Origin of the sequence: Paraburkholderia eburnea (genome assembly GCF_002917095.1) — a bacterium.
GTDB lineage: Bacteria > Pseudomonadota > Gammaproteobacteria > Burkholderiales > Burkholderiaceae > Paraburkholderia > Paraburkholderia eburnea.
In genome coordinates this window covers 167989-185620 of the sequence record NZ_PQGA01000009.1, presented here as the reverse complement: position 1 = coordinate 185620, position 17632 = coordinate 167989, and the positions used below count along the sequence as shown (strand labels likewise).

Here is a 17632-nt window from a genome sequence, read left to right as displayed (position 1 = left end):
GTTAGTGCTTGTGCGAGCCGGGCGTGGACGAGGATGTGCCGCCGCCCAGCCCGCCTGTCAGGCCGCCGAGCAGGTTCGTCACCGGCGAGAGCAGTGAGGCGGCGCCGCTGCTGCTGTTGCTGTTACCGCCGCTGCCTCCACTCGTTGCGCCGCCCAGGGCGCCTGTCAAGGTGCTGACGATGTTCGTCAGCGGCGCGGCCGGGCTGGACGTCGAGGTCGAGGAGCCGCCGCTCTTGTTGCCGCCGCCCTTCCCGGTTGATCCGCCGGACGATCCGCCGCCCGACGCGCCAGTCAAGCCGCTGAGCAGGTTGGTCGGCGACGGGCTGGCGCTGCCGCCACCCGACGAGCCACCGCTGCTCACCGGCACCACCGACGCGCCGCCGAGCAAGGCCGTCACCGGCGCGAGCAAGCCGCCCGGGGTGTGGCCGCCCGAACCGCTGGCGCCGCCCGAACCGGTTTTCGATCCCGCCGACGAGCCATTCGCGACACCGTTGCCATTGCCGCTGCCGCTGTTGTTGCCGATCGTAATCGGCACGATCGGTACGCTCACGGCGCCGACATTGACGATGAGGTTCGCGATCGGACTCAGCAGGCCGCTGCTGCTCTGATTGCCATTGCCGGAGCCGCCGACGCCTGTTGTGCTGCCGGGGTTGCCCGCGCTGCCGCCTGGGTGGCCGCCGGTGCCGCCCGAGCTTCCGGTTCCGCCATGACCACCTTCGCCTGTGCCACCGCCGGACCAACCGCCGTGGCCACCATCGCCCGACCCGCCGCTGCCGCCTGAACCACCGGAGCCACCATGGCCACCGTCACCGGAGCCGCCACCGCTCCAGCCGCCGTGACCACCATCACCCGAGCCTCCGCTACCGCCTGAACCACCCGAGCCGCCCGACCCGCCCGAACCACCATGGCCACCGTCACCGGAGCCTCCACCGCTCCAGCCGCCGTGACCACCATCGCCCGAGCCTCCGCTACCGCCTGAACCACCCGAGCCACCTGTGCCGCCCGAACCGCCTGTGCCGCCCGAACCGCCTGCGCCGCCCGAACCACCATGGCCGCCGTCACCTGAGCCACCATCGCTCCAGCCACCGTGGCCACCATCGCCAGAACCACCCGAGCCGCCTGAGCCACCCGAGCCGCCTGTGCCACCCGAACCACCATGGCCACCGTCACCTGAGCCTCCACCGCTCCAGCCACCGTGGCCACCATCGCCCGAGCCTCCGCTGCCGCCCGATCCTCCCTGCCCGCCATCGCCTGCGCCATTCCCCCAACCGCCGGAGCCACCTCCATAACCGCCATAACCACCATCCCCGAAGCCGCCCGAACCCGGCGACCCCGAACTCGCGCCCGATCCACCCGCGTATCCCCATCCGTTGGTACTGCCTGGGATCGTGCCTTCCGCCCAGGCATAGCCCGGCCCGGAGCCGCCCGCGATCGGCCAGCCGCCGCTCTGAATCGTGGAACTCGTCGGTGCCGTCGATGTAGCGTCTCCGGCTTGCGCCGAAGCAGCAAGCAACCACCAAAGAAGAGCGCTCGCCGATGCAACAAGAGTGTGTTTGAAGGGAGCCATGATTAGTCCTTTCGCGATGAAATCGCGACCTGATTGGTCAAAGGTGTAATCAGTGCCCCCGGGAAACCGCTGATTGGCCTTGCTTTATACGGTTGCTGGATAGCCGATACCGCGTGGTCTCGCGTCGCCTTGGTCTTTTTTCCGGGCGGGACGCGGTAGCGCCGTGCCCGTATATGGCTGGATCGGTCGGACCAGATTTGCAAGTTCTGCGCCAGTAAAAAAGCGCGAATCGAAATTCGATTCGCGCTTTTTAGTCTCATGGAAAGCTATGAAAGAAAGCGCTATGCGCCTTGCTGGCTATGGCGATTCGAACGGAATGCAAAGAACCGAAGTGCCGAGTCGGCGCGTCCAGCCAATGCGCGTTACGCAACGGACGTTACGTTTTTTGATGCGATAGAACGTAACCTCGACGCGCAACCACCCGATTACATTTCGTATACTTCGGCATCCGAATATAGTTCAGACAAATCGAGCAGTTTCATAACTTCGCGATAAAGCGCACCGTGAATCTTCACGCCATTGCGCTCGCTGCGCTGCGAATGCTGGGGTGCACGGCGCTCAGACGCGCGCGCCGCCTTGCGCGCGTCCACCGCGCATGAAAACCTGCCGCATCACGGCCTGGCCGTTGACGATCAACAAGCCCGCCAGCACGAGCGCCGAGCCGGCCAGGAACGCCGCGTCGACATGCTCATGCAGCAGCGCCACACCCAGCGCCACGCCGAACAGCGGCGTCATGAACGACAGCACGCCCAGACGCGCGGCATAGTAGCGGCGCAGCATCCAGAACCAGACCAGATAACTCGCGAACGTGACCACGACCGTCTGAAAACCCAGACTCGCAAGCGCAAACGATGTGAGGCGAAAAGTCGTCTGCCCGGTGAGGAAAGCCACCGGCAACAGCAGCACAAAAGCACACGCAAGCTGGCAGAAGAGCGTCTGCGTGGCAGGCGCATCGCTCAGCCGCGTGGTCCGCACGGCCACGGTGGTCATGCCCCACGCGGCGCCGCCGCACAGGCCCATGAAATCGCCGAGCATCCAGTCCGGGCCGGGCACCGCGCTGCCGCCCATGAGCGCCGGGCCGAGAAACGCGATCGCGATGCCCACGAACGCCAGGCCGATGCCGCCCCACTGGATGCCGCCCAGACGTTCATCGGGCAGTTTCAGATGCAGGCCGATGGCGGCGAACATCGGCGCCGTATAGAGCAGCACGGCGATATGCGAAGCGCTGGTCCAGCGCAGCCCTTCGGCGACGAACAGGAATTCCAGCGCGAACAGCGCGCCCACCACGAGTCCTGAACGCAACGCGATGCCGGGCAGCCAGCGCTCGCGCAACACAAAGCGGTTGACCAGCCAGACCAGCGCCGCCGCGCCGCCCGAGCGCAGCGCGACCTGCAGCATCGGCGTGACGTCGCCGGCCACGGCCTTGATCGCCACCTGCTGCGTGGCCCACATCAAACACAGCGTCACCATGATGGCGACCGCCGCGCCGTCTACATGCTTTCTCATCGCCCGTCTCGCCGATATTATTTTCTGACCGCCGTAGTATGGGTTCGGCGGATTCCAGTCATATAGCGCAAAACTGACAACCGATAGCGACGGACCGCCAGCCGCGCATCCCCGTGTATTGGTCGGGGCGCACCACTGGCGGCCCGTTTATTCCTGCCTCACCGTGCGGATCAGAAGTCGATCTTCGCGTTCAGGCTGACCGTGCGCGGATCGCCCGGCGCGATATAGCTGTCGTACTGGAACATCCAGTAGCGACGATTCGTGAGGTTGTCGATGGCCGCGCGCAGCGTGACGTCGTGGCCGCCGATGCGCGTCATATAGTTCGCGCCCAGGTTCACGAGCATGTAGCCGCCCGCCTCCAGATCCCCTGCCGGACGCACTGCCGTGTTGCCCGTGTACTTCGCATCGGCGCCCAACTGCAGGCCCGGCACGAACGGCACGTCGTAGCTCACGCGCGCGGCGGCCGTGAACTGCGGCGCACCGGCCACGCGCTTGCCGTTATAGGTCTGACCCTTCGCGTACCACGTATCGAGCAGCATGATGTCGCCCCCGACCTGCCAGCTACGGCCCAGACGCACGCTGCCGCCCGCCTCGACGCCTTCGTAGATCGAATCGCCATCCTGCAACAGCACGTTCTGGCTGTTCGCATACGACGCACCGCGCTCGATACGGAACAGCGCGGCGTTCGCGCTCCAGCGCTCGTGCTCGCTCTTGATGCCCACTTCGTACTGGCGCGAGCGCAGCGGGTTCAGTACCGATCCGCCGTTCGCGTAGATATCCGAAACGACCTGCCCTGCCTCCAGCGATTCCACATAGCTCGCGTAGACCGTGGTGAGCGGATCGAGCTTGTACATGAGCGCGAAGGTCGGCGTGACGACGCCGTTCTTGCCGTATGCCGCCGTGGTCGCGCCCGACTCCGCGAAGCTTTCCTGATCGTAGTTCGTGTAACGCAGGCCCGCCAGCAGCGACCAGCGGCTCGTGATCTGCATCGTGTCGCTCAGGAACAGCGCCTTCTGGTTGATCTCGCTCGCGCGGTACTTGTCGAGGCCGCTGCCCGAGTAGAAGAAGTACGGATTCTGCACGTAGAGATTGCCCGCGCCGAGCGTGCCGCCCGCAGTGCCCGCTGCCGTGCTGTAGTCGTTGGTCTGATGCTGGACCGATGCGCCGAACACGAGTTGATGCGTGAACGGCCCGGTCTTGACCTTGCCTTCGAAGGTGCCCTGCCAGTAGATGTCCTGATGGCCTTCGTCGCCGTTCCAGCGCGAATCGGTGTAGTCGCCGGCCTGGTTGGCCAGCGTCAGCGTGCTTTCGTTGCGGTCGCGCGCGGACTTGCTATAACTCGCCGACGTATTGAACGTCCAGTCCGGCGCGATCTGGTATTTCACGCCCGCCGTGTACAACTGCAGATTGGTGTTCAGATGCTGCCCGGCGCTGTTCAGCAGGTTCGAACCGCCGCTGATCGTCGCGGGCAGGCTCGTGCCGACATACGTCGGGGACACATAGATGGCAGGCGTCTGACCGCTCGAACGGCTGGTCTGATAGATCGCGTTGAAATAGACGTCGAGATCGCGCGTGAGTTGACCGTCGAGCGCGAGCGCCACCGAATTGCGGTTGATATCGCCCGCGTTATAGGTCTTGCCCGCTTCGTGCGAGTAGTTGATGCGCGCGCCGAACATGCCGTCCGGGCCGAAGCGGCGGCTCAGATCGGCGTGCTGGCTGAGCACGCCATCCATGCGATAGCCGATATCGAAACTCGTCACCGGGTCCTTGCCCGGCTTCTTCGTCACGTAGTTGACCACGCCGCCGGGCTGCGCGAAGCCGTACATGAAGCCGCCCGCGCCCTTGAGCAGTTCCACACGTTCGAGGTTTTCATAAGGCATCGTGATGCCATATGAAATGAACGGATTACCGTCGATCTTGAAGCCGTTCTGCCAGTCGATCGGCAGGCCGCGGATCGTGATGTAGGTCGCCCAGGCGCTGTACGCATTGCTGTTGTCCGTCACCGAGGCGTCGCCCGCGAACACGTCGCCGAGCTTGTTGGCCTGACGATTGGCGAGATCCTCGCCCGTCACCACGGTCGTCGAGAATGGCGTTTCGAGCTGCGAACGCGTGCCGAGCGCGCCGCTCGAAACCGGCGTGGTCAGATGCAGCGGCGTATCGTCGGAGGACGTCGCGCTGACTTTGACGGCGGGCAGCGACTGCTCCGTACCGCTCGCGGAGGACGAAGCGGCAGCGGTGCCGGTCGTTGCGGACTGGGCGAAAGCGGATTGCGCAGCAGCCGCGAACGCGAGCCAGGCGGCAATCTGCAAGGGACGGGGGCGCGAGCGCTCGGTGCGGCGTACGGATTGTGAAGGATTCATTTCGGCCAGGGATGGAGCGTCTCCAGCTCCAGAATATTAATGAGAAGTATTCTCATTACATAAGGCCGGCATGGTAGCAAAGCCATCTGGCTTTTGAAAGCTTTATGTTGCCTGCTGTCAGGGTGTTGCATGGATGACACGCATACGCCGTGATGCGTGTCTGGACGCGGACGGAGCGCGGATATTTCTGGCTGGCCCGACGAGTTTTGAGACGCACGGTCAATCGTCAGCGGAAAAACCCGCTATGTTGGCGGGCGCCCGGCATTCGAACGATACCGGGCGGAAAGACGAGGGACGCTCCGGCGCGCGCGGTCAGCCACGCGCGAGCGGCCCGCCAGGTGCGGCAGGCTGCGCAGGCTCACAGGGGGGCCGCGCGGCACGCACCGGCGGGCTGCCGCGAAAACCTGCGCCGGTGTAGCGGATACGCATCACTACAATTCCACCGAGGGCCATAGCCGGCGGCAGGCTCGCGATTCTGCGCTTACAGCGCGTTTCGACGAGTCGTTCCGACCGGCGCATGCGTGTCCCTTGCACCGCGCCTGGGTTGCCATGCGCAGATCGGGTGTGGAGTGGTCGCGCGCGCGGGAGTGTCCCTTTGATTTTGGGCGATCCTCGCGCATCGCCCGCGCGCGACACGCGGTTTCAGGACCTCGCGCTGTCTGCTTGCCGGCACCATCCTCCCCGCCGACGGCCCCCTTTTTCCACTTGCGTCACCTGCGTCTCCCCGGCTTCGCGCCACCAGCGCTCGCCGCGCTGTGGCGCGGCCAGATCGAATCGTTCGCCCATGCGCGGCGTCGCCAGTGCCACGCCGTGCGCCGCCGCCAGCCCCATCACGCGCTCGAACGGCTCCTGCCAGCGATGCAACGCGAGATCGAAGGTACCGTTATGGATCGGCACCATCCAGCGGCCACGCACATCGAGATGCGCCTGCACCGTCTCTTCGGGCTGCATGTGCACGTAGGGCCACTGCGGGTCATAGGCGCCCGTCTCCATCAACGTCACATCGAACGGCCCAAGGCGCTCGCCAATCATGCGGAAATGTTCCGAATAACCGGTATCGCCGCTGAAGAAGATGCGCAGATCGTCATCGGCGATCGCCCACGATGCCCAAAGCGTGCTGTTACCGTCGAACAGGCTGCGCCCCGAAAAGTGCTGCGCAGGGGCCGCCGTCAACGTGATGCCGTCGATCTGGGCGCTCTGCCACCAGTCAAGCTGGCGCACCTTGCTCGCGTCGATACCCCATTCGATCAAGCGGTCGCCCACGCCAAGCGGCGTGAGAAATACGCCCGTCGTCGCCGCAAGCGCGAGCACCGTTTCGCGATCCAGATGGTCGTAGTGATCGTGCGAAAGGATCACGCCGCGCAGCGACGGCAGGTCCGCGAGGGCGATCGGCGGCGCGTGAAAGCGCTTGGGGCCGAGCAGCTTGAACGGCGAGGCGCGCTCGGCGAACACCGGATCGGTAAGCCAGTATTCGCCGCGCAGCTTGAACAGCAGCGTGGAGTGGCCGAGACGGTAAAGGCTGCGATCGGGCGCGGCATCCAGGTCCGCGCGGCTCAGCGCGGCAATGGGCAGCGCGCTGGCGGGCACGGTGCCCCGCGGCTTGCGGAACAACACGCTCCAGATGATGCCGAGGCTCTTCACCAGACCTTCCTGCGGCCGCGGCTGCACGTTGCGAAAGCGCTCGCCGTCGTGTTGCGGCGAGGCGCCCGACAGGGCGCGCGAGCGACGCGCGGCGGTAAAACCGAAAGTGCGGCCGAGCAAATCAGGGATCGATGACATAAGCGCCTTCCAGCGGAAAAGTAGACTGATGAGTGTAGTTTATTCCATGGAAAAGTAAACTGCCGGGTGTAAATAATGTATTCGCCAGGCGAAGTGTCTGCTCCCGTACAAATATTCAGTGTCGTCGTATCGGTCAAGTTTCCTGCATCGCGGTGCAGCGCGAAGTCGCACGCGAAAGCAAACCTCCGATAAATACTTCGCAATCCGAATAATCAGATTTCGGCAAACTTGATGCCATACCGGTACACATGACCATTAGGCACGGCGCGGTAGCAATTAACCCTGCATTAAGCAGCAAATTATTAATTCGGAAACCTTATCATCAGCAAAGAAGGGACGGACCTGGCAATTTGATTTTGCACCGCGTCATTCACCCTCGACTTGCTGCATCGCCGCACATTTAGTTAGGCATCCGTCAGGGAATTCACTGAGTATTCGCGCCATTCCGGGTGTGCGACTCTATGTCTCAGTGCCATTCCCTATGGAGACAGGCATGCAATCAGAAAAGCTCAAGAATGCAAAGGTCGCCGTTTTCCTGAATCGGTCGGCGTTGTGTCTGCTGCTGTTACCGGTTGCGTGCCTCTGTTGGGCGCTCAACGCATACTCAGCCCAGAACGCCTTCCTCCTCTCCTTCGTCCTCGCGACTTATTCCTGGCCATTCGCTGGCGTCCTGTACATCGTATCGGCGGCATTTCACGTCCGCACGCGCGATCAACGCCCCGAACACGATGCCGGGCTGCGTGAGGCGCACGGGCACTAAGCCCTGCGTCGTCCCGCTGGACGGTTGGCTGTAGCGCGTCGAATCCGTCGATGTTCGCAAACCGGGCCGCGATGTGCAGCCTGGTTTTAGCGAACGCTTTCGACTAGCCGTGCTTGACCGCACGACGCTTCGCTTTGCGCAGTGTCGTGACATCGGCTGGCACGAGCGTCGGCGCCTTCACTTGCCCCGCCCGTATGCGCGACATCACGCGCTTCGCATTGGCGCTGCAGTCCATGTCGGCGGGTTTCGCGTCGATCTCCGCCAGCAATGCGACGAGATGAGCCTTGCTTTGCGCAAGCCGCGTTTGCATCGCCTCGATTTCCTGCACCTTGGCGCGCAGCGTTTCGATCAACGTGCCGTGTTGCCATTGCTCCATATCGAGCGGCATCAGTATGCGAATCTCGTCGAGGCTGAAACCGGCCTGCTGTGCCGCGGCAATCAGCTCGAGCACCAGCACCGCCTCGGGTGAATAGCTGCGATATCCGTTCGGCTCGCGTTCGGCTTTCAGCAAGCCGATATCTTCGTAGAAGCGAATCCGCGAGGCAGCCAGACCCGTGCGCTGCGCCAATTCCCCAATTTTCATGTTCCGGATACCTCCTGCCACAAGCCGATCGTCAGACGATGATGATGGCATATCCAATGCTTAAATAAAGCCCCGAAGCGGCGTGGGCAAATTCAGCACCACCTGCGCGTCCTTGACCACGTCCAGACGGACAACCGTCTTCGCGCCCAGCCCGTCGAGTAACTGGCTCAGTGGACCACCGTTACGCAGCAGCGTCACGTTACGCGGAAAAAGGCGTTGAGCGAACGATAACGTATTGGTCTGCACCGCCGCCTGATGCCATTGTCCATCGACCCTATTGATCATCGTGGTCGTGCCCATCTGCGATTGAGGCAAGACTTCGCGCAGCGACGGCAGCGGCGCGCTCAAGGTTAAATCCGGTACGCCGTTCGGACCCGCAATACGCGCGTTCACATCGGCTCCGATGCTTACGTCGATGGCCGCAAGCCACTTGGGCAACTGATAGCCATACACGCCGCGCACGCGCGCGATTTCCGTGCTGACCGGCAGCGCTAGCACATGCGCGTAGAAATGCCGACGGCGCATGGCATTGCGCAATTCCAGCGTATGTGACCCGCGCGCGCCAGGCCGACGGATCACTACAGCAATGGAGACTTCGTCATAGGGATCGTTATCGCATACGGCGTATGAAAAGAACGTTAGCGCCACCAGTCCATAGCCGGGAAACGCGCGCAGCGGTTCGAGCGGCATCGGCAACATTGCCCGCAGTCGCGACATCGGCGCAAGAAAAAGTAGCTGAACCTGGCTCGTGCGATAGTAAAAGTTCGGCGCCCAGGTCGGCCCGATTCTCGACGCCAGCATCTGCTTCGGAATCCTGCGGAACCAGTCGATATTTCCCGCCGCCGGGTCGCGCGCCACCTCGTCCAGGTTTGGGTTCATCCGGAAACGATCGTAGTAACCGCCTGCTGGCACTTCGACTTTGTGTGGCCCAAATTCGACCTGCGTAAACAGCCTGTCCATGTTCGCTGCCCCCCTGTCTCTATGTGAACGCCACTCTAAGCTTAAAGTCAACTTTAAGGTCAAGCGCTCAAATGAAGACCGGCGAGGAACAAACAAAAGGTATTGACATTAAAGTTACCTTTAACCTTAAAGTCGGAACACGATCAAACGAGGTGAACTCATGAACGTGTTCGACAAGCTCGCGTTACCCAACGGTTCGATCATTCAGAACCGCATTGCCAAAGCCGCCATGGAAGAAAACATGGCCGACGCCAACCACGCCCCTTCGGCGCAACTGATGCGTCTTTATCAGGCGTGGGCGGAAGGCGGTTCCGGCCTGCTCATTACCGGCAACGTGATGGTCGACAGCCGCGCCATGACGGGACCGGGCGGCGTGGTGCTAGAAAATGATCAGCATATCGAATCATTCAGGAAGTGGGCGCGCATCGGCCGCGCGAAAGGCGCGCAATTCTGGCTGCAGATCAATCATCCGGGCCGCCAGATGCGCGCGAATCTCGGGCAGCCGACATGGGCGCCTTCGGCGGTTCCGTTGGCGCTCGGCAAGATGTCGAAGCATTTCAACACACCCCAGGCGATGACGCGCGAAGTCATCGAAGACGTGATCCAACGCTTCGCGCGAACGGCGCGGCTGGGCGAAATGGCTGGCTTTACGGGCGTCGAGATTCACGCGGCTCATGGCTATCTGCTCAGCCAGTTTCTCTCGCCGCTCACCAATCAGCGAACGGACGAATGGGGCGGCTCGCTTGAGAATCGCTCACGCCTGCTGCTGGAAATCGTCAAGGCGGTGCGTGCCGTGGTCTCTCCCACATTTGCCGTTGCGGTCAAGCTGAATTCCGCCGATTTCCAGCGTGGCGGCTTCAGTGCGGATGACGCCCGTCAGGTCGTCAAACTGCTCAACGAACTGGCTGTCGATCTGGTCGAATTGTCCGGCGGAAGCTACGAAGCCCCGGCGATGCAAGGCGACGCCCGCGATGGCCGCACCCTCGCCCGCGAAGCTTATTTTGCGGAATTCGCGCGCGATATCCGTACGATTGCAGCGATGCCTGTGATGGTCACCGGCGGCATCCGCCGCCAGGCCGTCGCCGATCAGGTTGTTGCGAGCGGGGTGGACATGGTCGGTATTGGCACGGCGCTCGCCATCGATCCGTATCTGCCGCGCGACTGGCGTGCCGGCAAGGACAACGCGCCGGCGCTGTCGCCGATCACATGGAAGAACAAGCCGCTGGCGTCTCTCGCCAATATGGCCGCCGTGAAGTTCCAGTTGCGCAGATTGAGCCTCGGGAAAACAACCGATCCGAAAGTTTCGCCGTTGCGTGCGCTGATTCTGCAACAGCTTGGCGAGGCGGCGCGCACGCGCGAATATCGGCGCTGGATGGCGCAGAATTCGTTGTCGGCTCAATAACTAGTCAGGTCTGCGCCAAACCCAACCCGCTACCCCTTAAGCGCACCACCCCAGCCAGGCCACACGGCAATCCGCGCTATGATGAAGCGCCTCGCCGCTCAAGACAGCATGCCGAAGCGACCTGTAAGCCGCCAGCCCGCGCATTGGGCTTGCCGGCCAATTGCAGGCAAAGGCAGACGAGTGGGAATCCAGTTCTTGTTCCAGTCACGAAAGCGATGAAACAACGTACATGGCCCAGAACCGCTACCGCCTGTTCACTGCTGGCATCCGCGCCGCTTGCGGGCTGCGCTGCGCGCGGCGCGCCGTCCTTTGCGCTATTCGGCGCGTACTTTCCCTTCTGGCTGACCAGCGGCGTGGCCGGCGTCGTGGGCGCGGTGGTGGCGCATCGCGTCTTCGTCAAGACCGGCTGGGCCCGCGAGGTGCCCTATCAGTTGTCCGTCTGCACGGCGATCGGCGTCGTCGTCGGGGTGCTCGTCTGGCTGTTGGGAACGGGGGCGCTCTGAGATGAAAATGGCCGGCGCTCCCTCTTCACCCACCTCCCCCGCCTGGAAGGGCCGCGCGATCGCGGCCGTGATTGTCTTGCTTGGCGCGGCGGCGCTCTGGTATGCCTATGATCGCTCGACGCGCTATCCCTCGACTGACGATGCCAGCATCGACGCCGATGTCGTGCATGTCGCCTCGCCCGTTGGCGGCCGCATCGTGCGGGTGCCGGTCGAAGAGAACGCGCATGTCGCGAAGGGCGACGTGCTGTTCGAAATCGATCCCGTGCCTTACCGGCTCGCGGTCCAGCAGGCGCAGGCCGAAGTCGAGGTGGCGCGCGCGGCGCTGGCCACGCGCCGGCGCTCGGTGATCGGCGAAACATCGAACGCGACGCTCGCTGCCGACCAGACCCGCCGCGCCACGCACAACTACGATCTCGCGACACGCAGCGTCGAGCGGCTGCGCCCGCTCGCGGCGCAGGGCTACGTGTCGGCCCAGCAGTTCGATCAGGCGGTCGTCGCGCAGCGCGACGCAAGCGTATCGGTCGAGCAGGCCAAAGTGCAGCAGCGGTCTTCGGCGCAGACCATCGGCGACGATGCCGACGCGATCGCCTCCCTGCACGCGCGTGAAGCAGCGCTGGCGCTCGCCCAGCACGCGCTGGACGATACGATCGTGCGCGCGCCGTTCGAAGGCTATGTCACGGGGCTGTCGATTCTCGCGGGCGAAACCGTCGCGCCGAATCAGTCCATCTTCACCTTGATCCACACGGGCGAATGGTTCGCCGTGGCGAATTTCCGCGAGACGGCGCTGGGCGCGATCGATGTGGGCGACTGCGCCACCGTGTATTCGATGATCGACCGAAAACAGGCGATGAGCGGCAAGGTCATCGGCATCGGCGCGGGCATCGCTGACACCGACCGCGTCAATATTCCGCACAGCCTGCCCTATGTGCAGCAGTCGGTGAACTGGGTGCGGGTCTCGCAGCGCTTTCCTGTACGTGTGCGCATAGAGACGCCGCCCGCGAAGCTGGTGCGTATCGGCGCAAGCGCGATCGTCGAGGTCCGCCATGGCCAGTCCTGCCGCTGACGCTCGAATCGACGTTGCCGGCGACCTTGCTGGCGACGTCAGCGCGCCGCGTCCGCGCGAGATCATGAAACTGCTCGCACCGTTTCCGGGGCGCGCGTCGATCGTCACGCGCATCGCGCTGATCTGCGCGCTCACGGTGCTCGTGGCCAGCGCATACGGCACGCCCGAGGCCGCGACATCGGCTTATATCGTGTTCTTCCTGAACCGGCCGGACCGCGTCACGAGCGTCCTCATGTCCTGCGCGTTGCTGCTGCTCGTCACCGCGATCATCGGCACCGTAATGGTCTTCGCGATCTTTTCCATCGACGTGCCCGCGCTGCGGGTCGGCTGCATGGCGCTGCTTTCGTTCGGATTACTATTCGTTACCTCGGCGAGCAAGTTGCGCCCGGTCGGCGCGATCGTGGCGATGATCGTCGGCTTCGGGCTCGATGAACTGGGTCTTGCCCCCGTCGGCGAAGCGGCCACGCGCGGGCTGTTGTACGCATGGTTGTTCGTCGCGATTCCGATTGGCCTGGCGATTGTCGTCAATCTGCTGATCGGACCTTCGCCGCGACGGCTGGCGAGCGTGAAGCTTGCGCAGCGCCTAAAACTCGCGGCCCTGTGTTTGACCGACCCCGCGAACGCCGCCGGGCGCGCCGCGTTCGCGGCCTGCCTGCGCGAAGGCGATCATCAGATCATGACGTGGCTGAAGCTCGCGACACTCGAAGGCAGCCTGAAACCCGCCGACGCAACCGCACTGCGCCAGGCGGCTGCATCCACGACGGCGATCCTGGTCGCGACGGACCTTGCCGCGAGCGAGCCTGCCGCCCGGCTGCCCGCCGAAAGCGCCGCACAATTCGCCGACACGCTGACGCAGATGGCCGCGATACTCGACGCGGGCGGCTATCCGGTGGACATCGCCACGCCCGTTTGCGATGACAGGAAGCTCACGCCGCTCGCCGCCGTCGTACTCGCGGACCTGCGCGCGGCGCTGGAGCATTTCGCGACGCCACCGCAAGCGCCTGCCCCTGCGCAAGAAGCCCCCGCCCGTCGCGGCTTTTTCGACGAGGACGCGTTCACCAATCCCGATCACATCCGCTATGCGCTCAAAACCACGGCGGCAGCGATGTTCTGCTATCTGCTCTATCAGCAGCTCGACTGGCAGGGCATCCATACCTGCTTCATCACCTGCTACATGGTGTCGCTCAGCACGACCGCCGAAACCGTCGAAAAACTCACACTGCGCATCACGGGTTGCCTGATTGGCGCGTTGCTCGGCACGGCGGCGATCGTGTTCGTCACGCCCATCCTGACCACCGGCTTCGAGTTGATGGCGCTCGTTTTCGTGGGTGCGTGGCTGGCCGGATGGGTCGCGATGGGGTCGCCGCGCATCGCCTATGCGGGTATGCAGATCGCGTTCGCGTTCTTTCTGTGCGTGATCCAGGGCGCGGCGCCCGCGTTCGACCTGACAATCGCGCGCGACCGCGCAATCGGCATTCTGATCGGCAATGTCGCGGTCTATCTGGTCTTCACGCGCGTCTGGCCCGTCAGCATCGCCGGTCATATCGATGCAGCGTTCACGAAGCTGATCGCGCAATGGACCCGCATCGCGCACGCCACCGACGCCGCCACGCGCCGCGCGCTCGTCGCCGGCGCACTGGCCGACTACGGCGGCCTGCGCCAGGACCTGGGGCTGATTCATTACGAGCCGTCGTGGGTTCGCCCTGCGCCCGCATGGATCGCCAGCCGGCGACGCGCGCTCGCCGAACTGGGCGCGCTGGAAGCGCCGCTCTTTCTCGCCGCGGGCCAAGCGGGCGCCACAGGCGAGGCGCGCCTCGACGCGCTCGCGCGGCAACTCGCGCCCGGCACCGACGCTCATGAGAGCCCTTCTCCCCCTCCTGCCGAAGCCATCACAGATCCCGGCGTCAACGCGCTGCTCAACCTCATCGCGCAACGCTATGAACGCATCCCCGCTATCGCCACGCCCAGTGAAACGCCGACCCATGCGCGCCCCTAAACCGACGCCGCGTTCGATCGCACTGGCCGCTGGATCGGCCCTTGCATTCTCGATGACCGGACTTGCCGGATGCGCGACGTCCTCGCTGGATCTCGCGCCCCCCGCCGCCGACCGTCCGTGGCAGCCGCAGACCGACACGACGGGCAATATCGTGCCCGGCCCGGCGCTGCACATCACCGATGCCAGGGCAAAGCAAGATGGCTACACCTTGCCCCGCAGTGCTGCGCTGTCGAGCATCGAACCCGCCGCCGCGCTCGACGCGAACCACGCGTACACGTTGCCCGAACTGATCGACATCGCGGAATCGGCCAATCCGCTCACGCGTGTCGCCTGGAACGACGCGCGCAACGCGGCGCTCGCCGCGGGCATCGCGAAGACCGCGTACCTGCCGCAGCTCACCGCGACCGCGATCGGCGGCTACCAGGCAGCAAGTGGAGGGACGACCACACTGCTCGGCACCTCATCGACGAGTGCCGAGATTCACGGCACGGTTTCGGTGCTCGCGCTGCAATGGCTGCTGTTCGACTTCGGCGGTCGCCGCGCGCGCGTGGATGCCGCCAACCAGCTCTCGCTGGCCGCGAATATCGCGTTCACCGCCGTCCATCAGCAGGTGATCCACGACGTCAGCGTCGCGTACTACACCTACGAGGCCGCGTTTGCACGCGCGCGCACCACGCAGCAGGCGCTCGACAACGCCGACGGCATCCTCGCCGCCGCGCGCGCCCGGCTCAAGCAGGGCGTGGGCACCGTGGTCGAACTCGCCCAGGCCACGCAAAACCGCGCCCAGGCCAATCTCGCCCAGGTGCAGGCCGATGGCATGGTCAGCGACAGCTATCTGAGCCTCGTGGCGGCGCTCGGCATTTCGCCGTTGTCGAAACCGGCGATCGCCGCCTTGCCGCCGCGCGCGCTCTCGCCATCGCTGCATCGCCCGGTCGATGAGATCGTCACGGACGCGATCGCGCGCCGCCCCGATGTGCAGAGCGCCTACGCGCTCGAACAGGCCAACCAGGCGAAGATCCGCTCGGCCGAAGCAGCGTTCATGCCGAAGGTGTTTCTCTCCGCGTCGGCGGCCTATGGCACGGGCACCACGGCGATCACGGCGATTCCGCCGGTCGGCGATCAGGCGGCCACGGTAAACCTGAATGGGAGCCGCCGCAGCGGCAGCATTTTTCTGGGCGTGACGATTCCGCTCTACGACGGCGGCCTGCGCTCCGCCGTGCTGATGCAGGCGCGCAACGACGCGGACAGCGCCAGCGCGAAATCGACGCATACGCGCGACGAAGCCGTTCGCCAGATCGTCGCCGCGCAGAACGCGCTGGCCACGAGCCTCGCTTCAAACAACGCGGCGAAGGCGCTGCTCGACGCCACGCAGACGACTTATGACGCAGCGTTCGCGGCTTATCGGCACGGCGTCGGCTCGATTACCGATGCGCTCCTCGCGCAGAATCAGTTGCTCGCCGCGCAGAACGCCTACGCGGACAGCTATAGCGCCGCGCTGTCCGCCGCCGCGTCGCTTGCGCTCGCCACCGGTGAAATCGGCGGCGCCCCGCCGGACGGTGGGGCCGCCTGGCAGGGTGATTGAGCCGGGACAATCCAATGCTTAGGAGTGCGCGTAGATCGGTCCAAGGCCCACTACATCGTTCTGCGCGCTATCAGCCGCGCCATGAACCGTGCGAACACCCGCCGCCGAGCTTCCACTCGCCCCCGAGCCATAAGCCGATGCCGCACCCTGATTCTGCGCATCGATACGTGCTTGCGCGGCCTGCAGATTCTGCGGGTATTGCGTGTAGTCTGCGGCCGGGTTGTAGCCCGCCTTCTCCAGTTGCACCAGTTCGGCGCGAACCTGGGCGCGGGTCACCGGCTCATTCGACTGAGCGAACGACACAGCGGGAACAGCGACGACGACAGCGACGAGCAGCGATTGAACGAGTTTCATGGCTTTTCTCCAGCGGGTTAAGGAAGAATCCGATCCGGTCAGCCGGTTTATCGCCTTTGCGACGTGGCTGACTGGCATGGGTGTATTTGAACGCCCCCACGTATCCCGCTTGTGTCCACTCACCGGCCTTCGTGCAAGCCCGCGTGTCTGTGACTGCGCCAGATACACGGCGATACAAAAAGCCTGAGGCCCGCGAACCGCCGCTTGAGCACCGACCAGCCGTCGAGCAACGGCGACATCGCGTCACCGTTCAGGCGACTCTAAAGATATCCGTGCCGCTTGCCGTAAACAGATTGAAAACCAGACGGGAGTAGCGGATGAGTCTAACGATCGACACTGCGAATACCATCGGCCTGATCGGCGCGGATTCCGGCGCCAGCGCCAGTATCCGGCTTGCTGCGCAGACCGGAGCCGCTTCGGTTACGCCGGACTCGTCCACGCCGGTCACCCTCACCGCCGTCGATCCGCTCGATCAGACACGCCTGAACAAATATCTGAGCGCACTCGGTGCACCGCTGAAGATGGGCGCCGACGCCGCCAACATCGCCAACGCGCTCATTCCGGTCATGCAGTCGCTGATCAAGGAGCGCCCGGATCTGGCCAACGCCGACTTCGATTTTTCCTCGGACAACGGCAGCATCGCCGTCACGTCGAAGACGATGAGCGCCGCCGATAAGAGTTGGCTCCAGGACAAGCTCAACAACAGCGCATCGCTCGTGCAAGCCGTGCGGTCGTTCCACGACGACGCTGTCGCAGGCTATTCGACATGGGCCGATGCGGACGGCAATCCGCTAACGGCATCGCAAACCCAGGCGGTGAGCCAACAGGCCGACAAACTCACCAGCTTCATGTCGCTGTTCTCGAAGCTCGGTACGGAAGCGCAATCGACGCTCATGAAAGGCGGTACGTATCACATCGGCAGCGACACGAGCAGCAGCAACACGTTGAACCTGGCACAGGATCCCGGCAGCGCGACGGGCTTTCTGAACTTCATGAAGAGCGTCCAGGCCGCGAAAAACGGCACGGCCACTTTCACCTCGTCGTCGGGGCATACGTCGTACGGCGTGCTGCGGATGGACATCTTCGGCACGGACAGCCGCGCCATCCCGAACTTCTTCCCGCCAACGCAAACCCGCTCGCTGGGCGTTGACGAAACGGCCTGATAGCCTTACGCGCTCACTTCAGTTATTTCTGTCTTGACAGAAATAACTGAAGTC

15 protein-coding genes are annotated in these 17632 nt (G+C 64.2%); 7 read left to right on the top strand and 8 right to left on the bottom strand.

Annotation, left to right across the window (positions count from 1 at the left end; genetic code table 11):
* Nucleotide 1 precedes the first annotated feature (1 nt).
* The 5 genes from B0G62_RS31350 to B0G62_RS18070 all read right to left on the bottom strand — a co-directional run bounded on the left by B0G62_RS31350 (nt 2) and on the right by B0G62_RS18070 (nt 7212).
* A complete protein-coding gene (locus B0G62_RS31350; RefSeq protein ID WP_146055322.1) occupies nt 2-550 on the bottom strand; it encodes a hypothetical protein in 549 nt (182 codons plus the stop codon).
* Between the two features lie 35 nt (nt 551-585).
* Nucleotides 586-1260 (bottom strand): hypothetical protein, encoded by a 675-nt coding sequence (locus B0G62_RS31730; protein WP_167401303.1) that lies wholly within the window; start codon nt 1258-1260, stop codon nt 586-588.
* An 865-nt stretch (nt 1261-2125) separates the two neighbouring features.
* Nucleotides 2126-3073 carry a DMT family transporter gene (locus B0G62_RS18080; RefSeq protein WP_103705589.1) on the bottom strand — a complete coding sequence of 316 codons (948 nt, stop codon included), beginning with the start codon at nt 3071-3073 and terminating at the stop codon, nt 2126-2128.
* 170 nt (nt 3074-3243) lie between these two features.
* On the bottom strand, nt 3244-5433 hold the full coding sequence (locus B0G62_RS18075) for a TonB-dependent siderophore receptor (RefSeq protein ID WP_181315605.1): 2190 nt from the start codon (nt 5431-5433) through the stop codon (nt 3244-3246).
* 642 nt (nt 5434-6075) lie between these two features.
* Nucleotides 6076-7212, bottom strand: coding sequence for an MBL fold metallo-hydrolase (locus B0G62_RS18070; protein WP_103705587.1), 1137 nt, complete (start codon nt 7210-7212; stop codon nt 6076-6078).
* A 493-nt stretch (nt 7213-7705) separates the two neighbouring features.
* On the opposite strand from B0G62_RS18070, the gene B0G62_RS18065 reads away from it, so the two are divergent.
* A complete protein-coding gene (locus B0G62_RS18065; protein WP_103705586.1) occupies nt 7706-7972 on the top strand; it encodes a hypothetical protein in 267 nt (88 codons plus the stop codon).
* Nucleotides 7973-8075: 103 nt separating this feature from the next.
* On the opposite strand, the gene B0G62_RS18060 is transcribed toward B0G62_RS18065, so the two are convergent.
* Together B0G62_RS18060 and B0G62_RS18055 are read right to left on the bottom strand one after the other, a co-directional pair.
* The gene (locus tag B0G62_RS18060; protein ID WP_103705585.1) at nt 8076-8555 is read right to left on the bottom strand and encodes a MerR family transcriptional regulator; all 480 of its coding nucleotides are present in this window, start codon (nt 8553-8555) and stop codon (nt 8076-8078) included.
* A gap of 60 nt (nt 8556-8615) precedes the next feature.
* A complete protein-coding gene (locus B0G62_RS18055) occupies nt 8616-9515 on the bottom strand; it encodes an acetoacetate decarboxylase (protein WP_103705584.1) in 900 nt (299 codons plus the stop codon).
* Between the two features lie 160 nt (nt 9516-9675).
* On the opposite strand from B0G62_RS18055, the gene B0G62_RS18050 reads away from it, so the two are divergent.
* The 5 genes from B0G62_RS18050 to B0G62_RS18030 all read left to right on the top strand — a co-directional run bounded on the left by B0G62_RS18050 (nt 9676) and on the right by B0G62_RS18030 (nt 16061).
* Nucleotides 9676-10917 (top strand): NADH:flavin oxidoreductase/NADH oxidase family protein, encoded by a 1242-nt coding sequence (locus tag B0G62_RS18050; RefSeq protein ID WP_103705583.1) that lies wholly within the window; start codon nt 9676-9678, stop codon nt 10915-10917.
* Nucleotides 10918-11132: 215 nt separating this feature from the next.
* The gene (locus tag B0G62_RS18045) at nt 11133-11420 is read left to right on the top strand and encodes a YtcA family lipoprotein (RefSeq protein ID WP_103705582.1); all 288 of its coding nucleotides are present in this window, start codon (nt 11133-11135) and stop codon (nt 11418-11420) included.
* A gap of 1 nt (nt 11421) precedes the next feature.
* Nucleotides 11422-12483, top strand: coding sequence for a multidrug transporter subunit MdtN (mdtN, locus tag B0G62_RS18040; RefSeq protein WP_103705581.1), 1062 nt, complete (start codon nt 11422-11424; stop codon nt 12481-12483).
* On the top strand, nt 12464-14479 hold the full coding sequence (locus B0G62_RS18035; protein ID WP_103705580.1) for an FUSC family protein: 2016 nt from the start codon (nt 12464-12466) through the stop codon (nt 14477-14479). The genes mdtN and B0G62_RS18035 overlap by 20 nt, the downstream gene beginning before the upstream one ends.
* Nucleotides 14466-16061, top strand: coding sequence for a TolC family protein (locus B0G62_RS18030; protein ID WP_103705579.1), 1596 nt, complete (start codon nt 14466-14468; stop codon nt 16059-16061). Before B0G62_RS18035 ends, B0G62_RS18030 begins: the two co-directional genes overlap by 14 nt.
* A gap of 18 nt (nt 16062-16079) precedes the next feature.
* Here B0G62_RS18030 and B0G62_RS18025 read toward each other — a convergent pair whose 3' ends face one another.
* Nucleotides 16080-16415, bottom strand: a complete 336-nt coding sequence (locus B0G62_RS18025; protein ID WP_103705578.1) for a DUF4148 domain-containing protein — start codon at nt 16413-16415, stop codon at nt 16080-16082.
* Nucleotides 16416-16732: 317 nt separating this feature from the next.
* Between B0G62_RS18025 and B0G62_RS18020 the strand changes: the two genes are divergently transcribed.
* Nucleotides 16733-17578: a hypothetical protein gene (locus B0G62_RS18020; RefSeq protein ID WP_103705577.1), complete on the top strand. Its 846-nt coding sequence runs from the start codon at nt 16733-16735 to the stop codon at nt 17576-17578.
* Nucleotides 17579-17632 lie beyond the last annotated feature (54 nt).

Excerpts from the sequence above, each read along its gene's own strand:
- B0G62_RS18060 (WP_103705585.1), bottom strand. The coding sequence starts at position 8,555 with ATGAAAATTGGGGAATTGGCGCAGCGCACGGGTCTGGCTGCCTCGCGG.
- B0G62_RS18080 (WP_103705589.1), bottom strand. The coding sequence starts at position 3,073 with ATGAGAAAGCATGTAGACGGCGCGGCGGTCGCCATCATGGTGACGCTG.
- B0G62_RS18050 (WP_103705583.1), top strand. The coding sequence starts at position 9,676 with ATGAACGTGTTCGACAAGCTCGCGTTACCCAACGGTTCGATCATTCAG.
- B0G62_RS18035 (WP_103705580.1), top strand. The coding sequence starts at position 12,464 with ATGGCCAGTCCTGCCGCTGACGCTCGAATCGACGTTGCCGGCGACCTT.
- B0G62_RS18075 (WP_181315605.1), bottom strand. The coding sequence starts at position 5,433 with ATGAATCCTTCACAATCCGTACGCCGCACCGAGCGCTCGCGCCCCCGT.
- B0G62_RS18055 (WP_103705584.1), bottom strand. The coding sequence starts at position 9,515 with ATGGACAGGCTGTTTACGCAGGTCGAATTTGGGCCACACAAAGTCGAA.
- mdtN (WP_103705581.1), top strand. The coding sequence starts at position 11,422 with ATGAAAATGGCCGGCGCTCCCTCTTCACCCACCTCCCCCGCCTGGAAG.
- B0G62_RS31730 (WP_167401303.1), bottom strand. The coding sequence starts at position 1,260 with ATGGCGCAGGCGATGGCGGGCAGGGAGGATCGGGCGGCAGCGGAGGCT.
- B0G62_RS18020 (WP_103705577.1), top strand. The coding sequence starts at position 16,733 with ATGAGTCTAACGATCGACACTGCGAATACCATCGGCCTGATCGGCGCG.
- B0G62_RS18045 (WP_103705582.1), top strand. The coding sequence starts at position 11,133 with ATGAAACAACGTACATGGCCCAGAACCGCTACCGCCTGTTCACTGCTG.
- B0G62_RS18070 (WP_103705587.1), bottom strand. The coding sequence starts at position 7,212 with ATGTCATCGATCCCTGATTTGCTCGGCCGCACTTTCGGTTTTACCGCC.
- B0G62_RS18030 (WP_103705579.1), top strand. The coding sequence starts at position 14,466 with ATGCGCGCCCCTAAACCGACGCCGCGTTCGATCGCACTGGCCGCTGGA.
- B0G62_RS18065 (WP_103705586.1), top strand. The coding sequence starts at position 7,706 with ATGCAATCAGAAAAGCTCAAGAATGCAAAGGTCGCCGTTTTCCTGAAT.
- B0G62_RS18025 (WP_103705578.1), bottom strand. The coding sequence starts at position 16,415 with ATGAAACTCGTTCAATCGCTGCTCGTCGCTGTCGTCGTCGCTGTTCCC.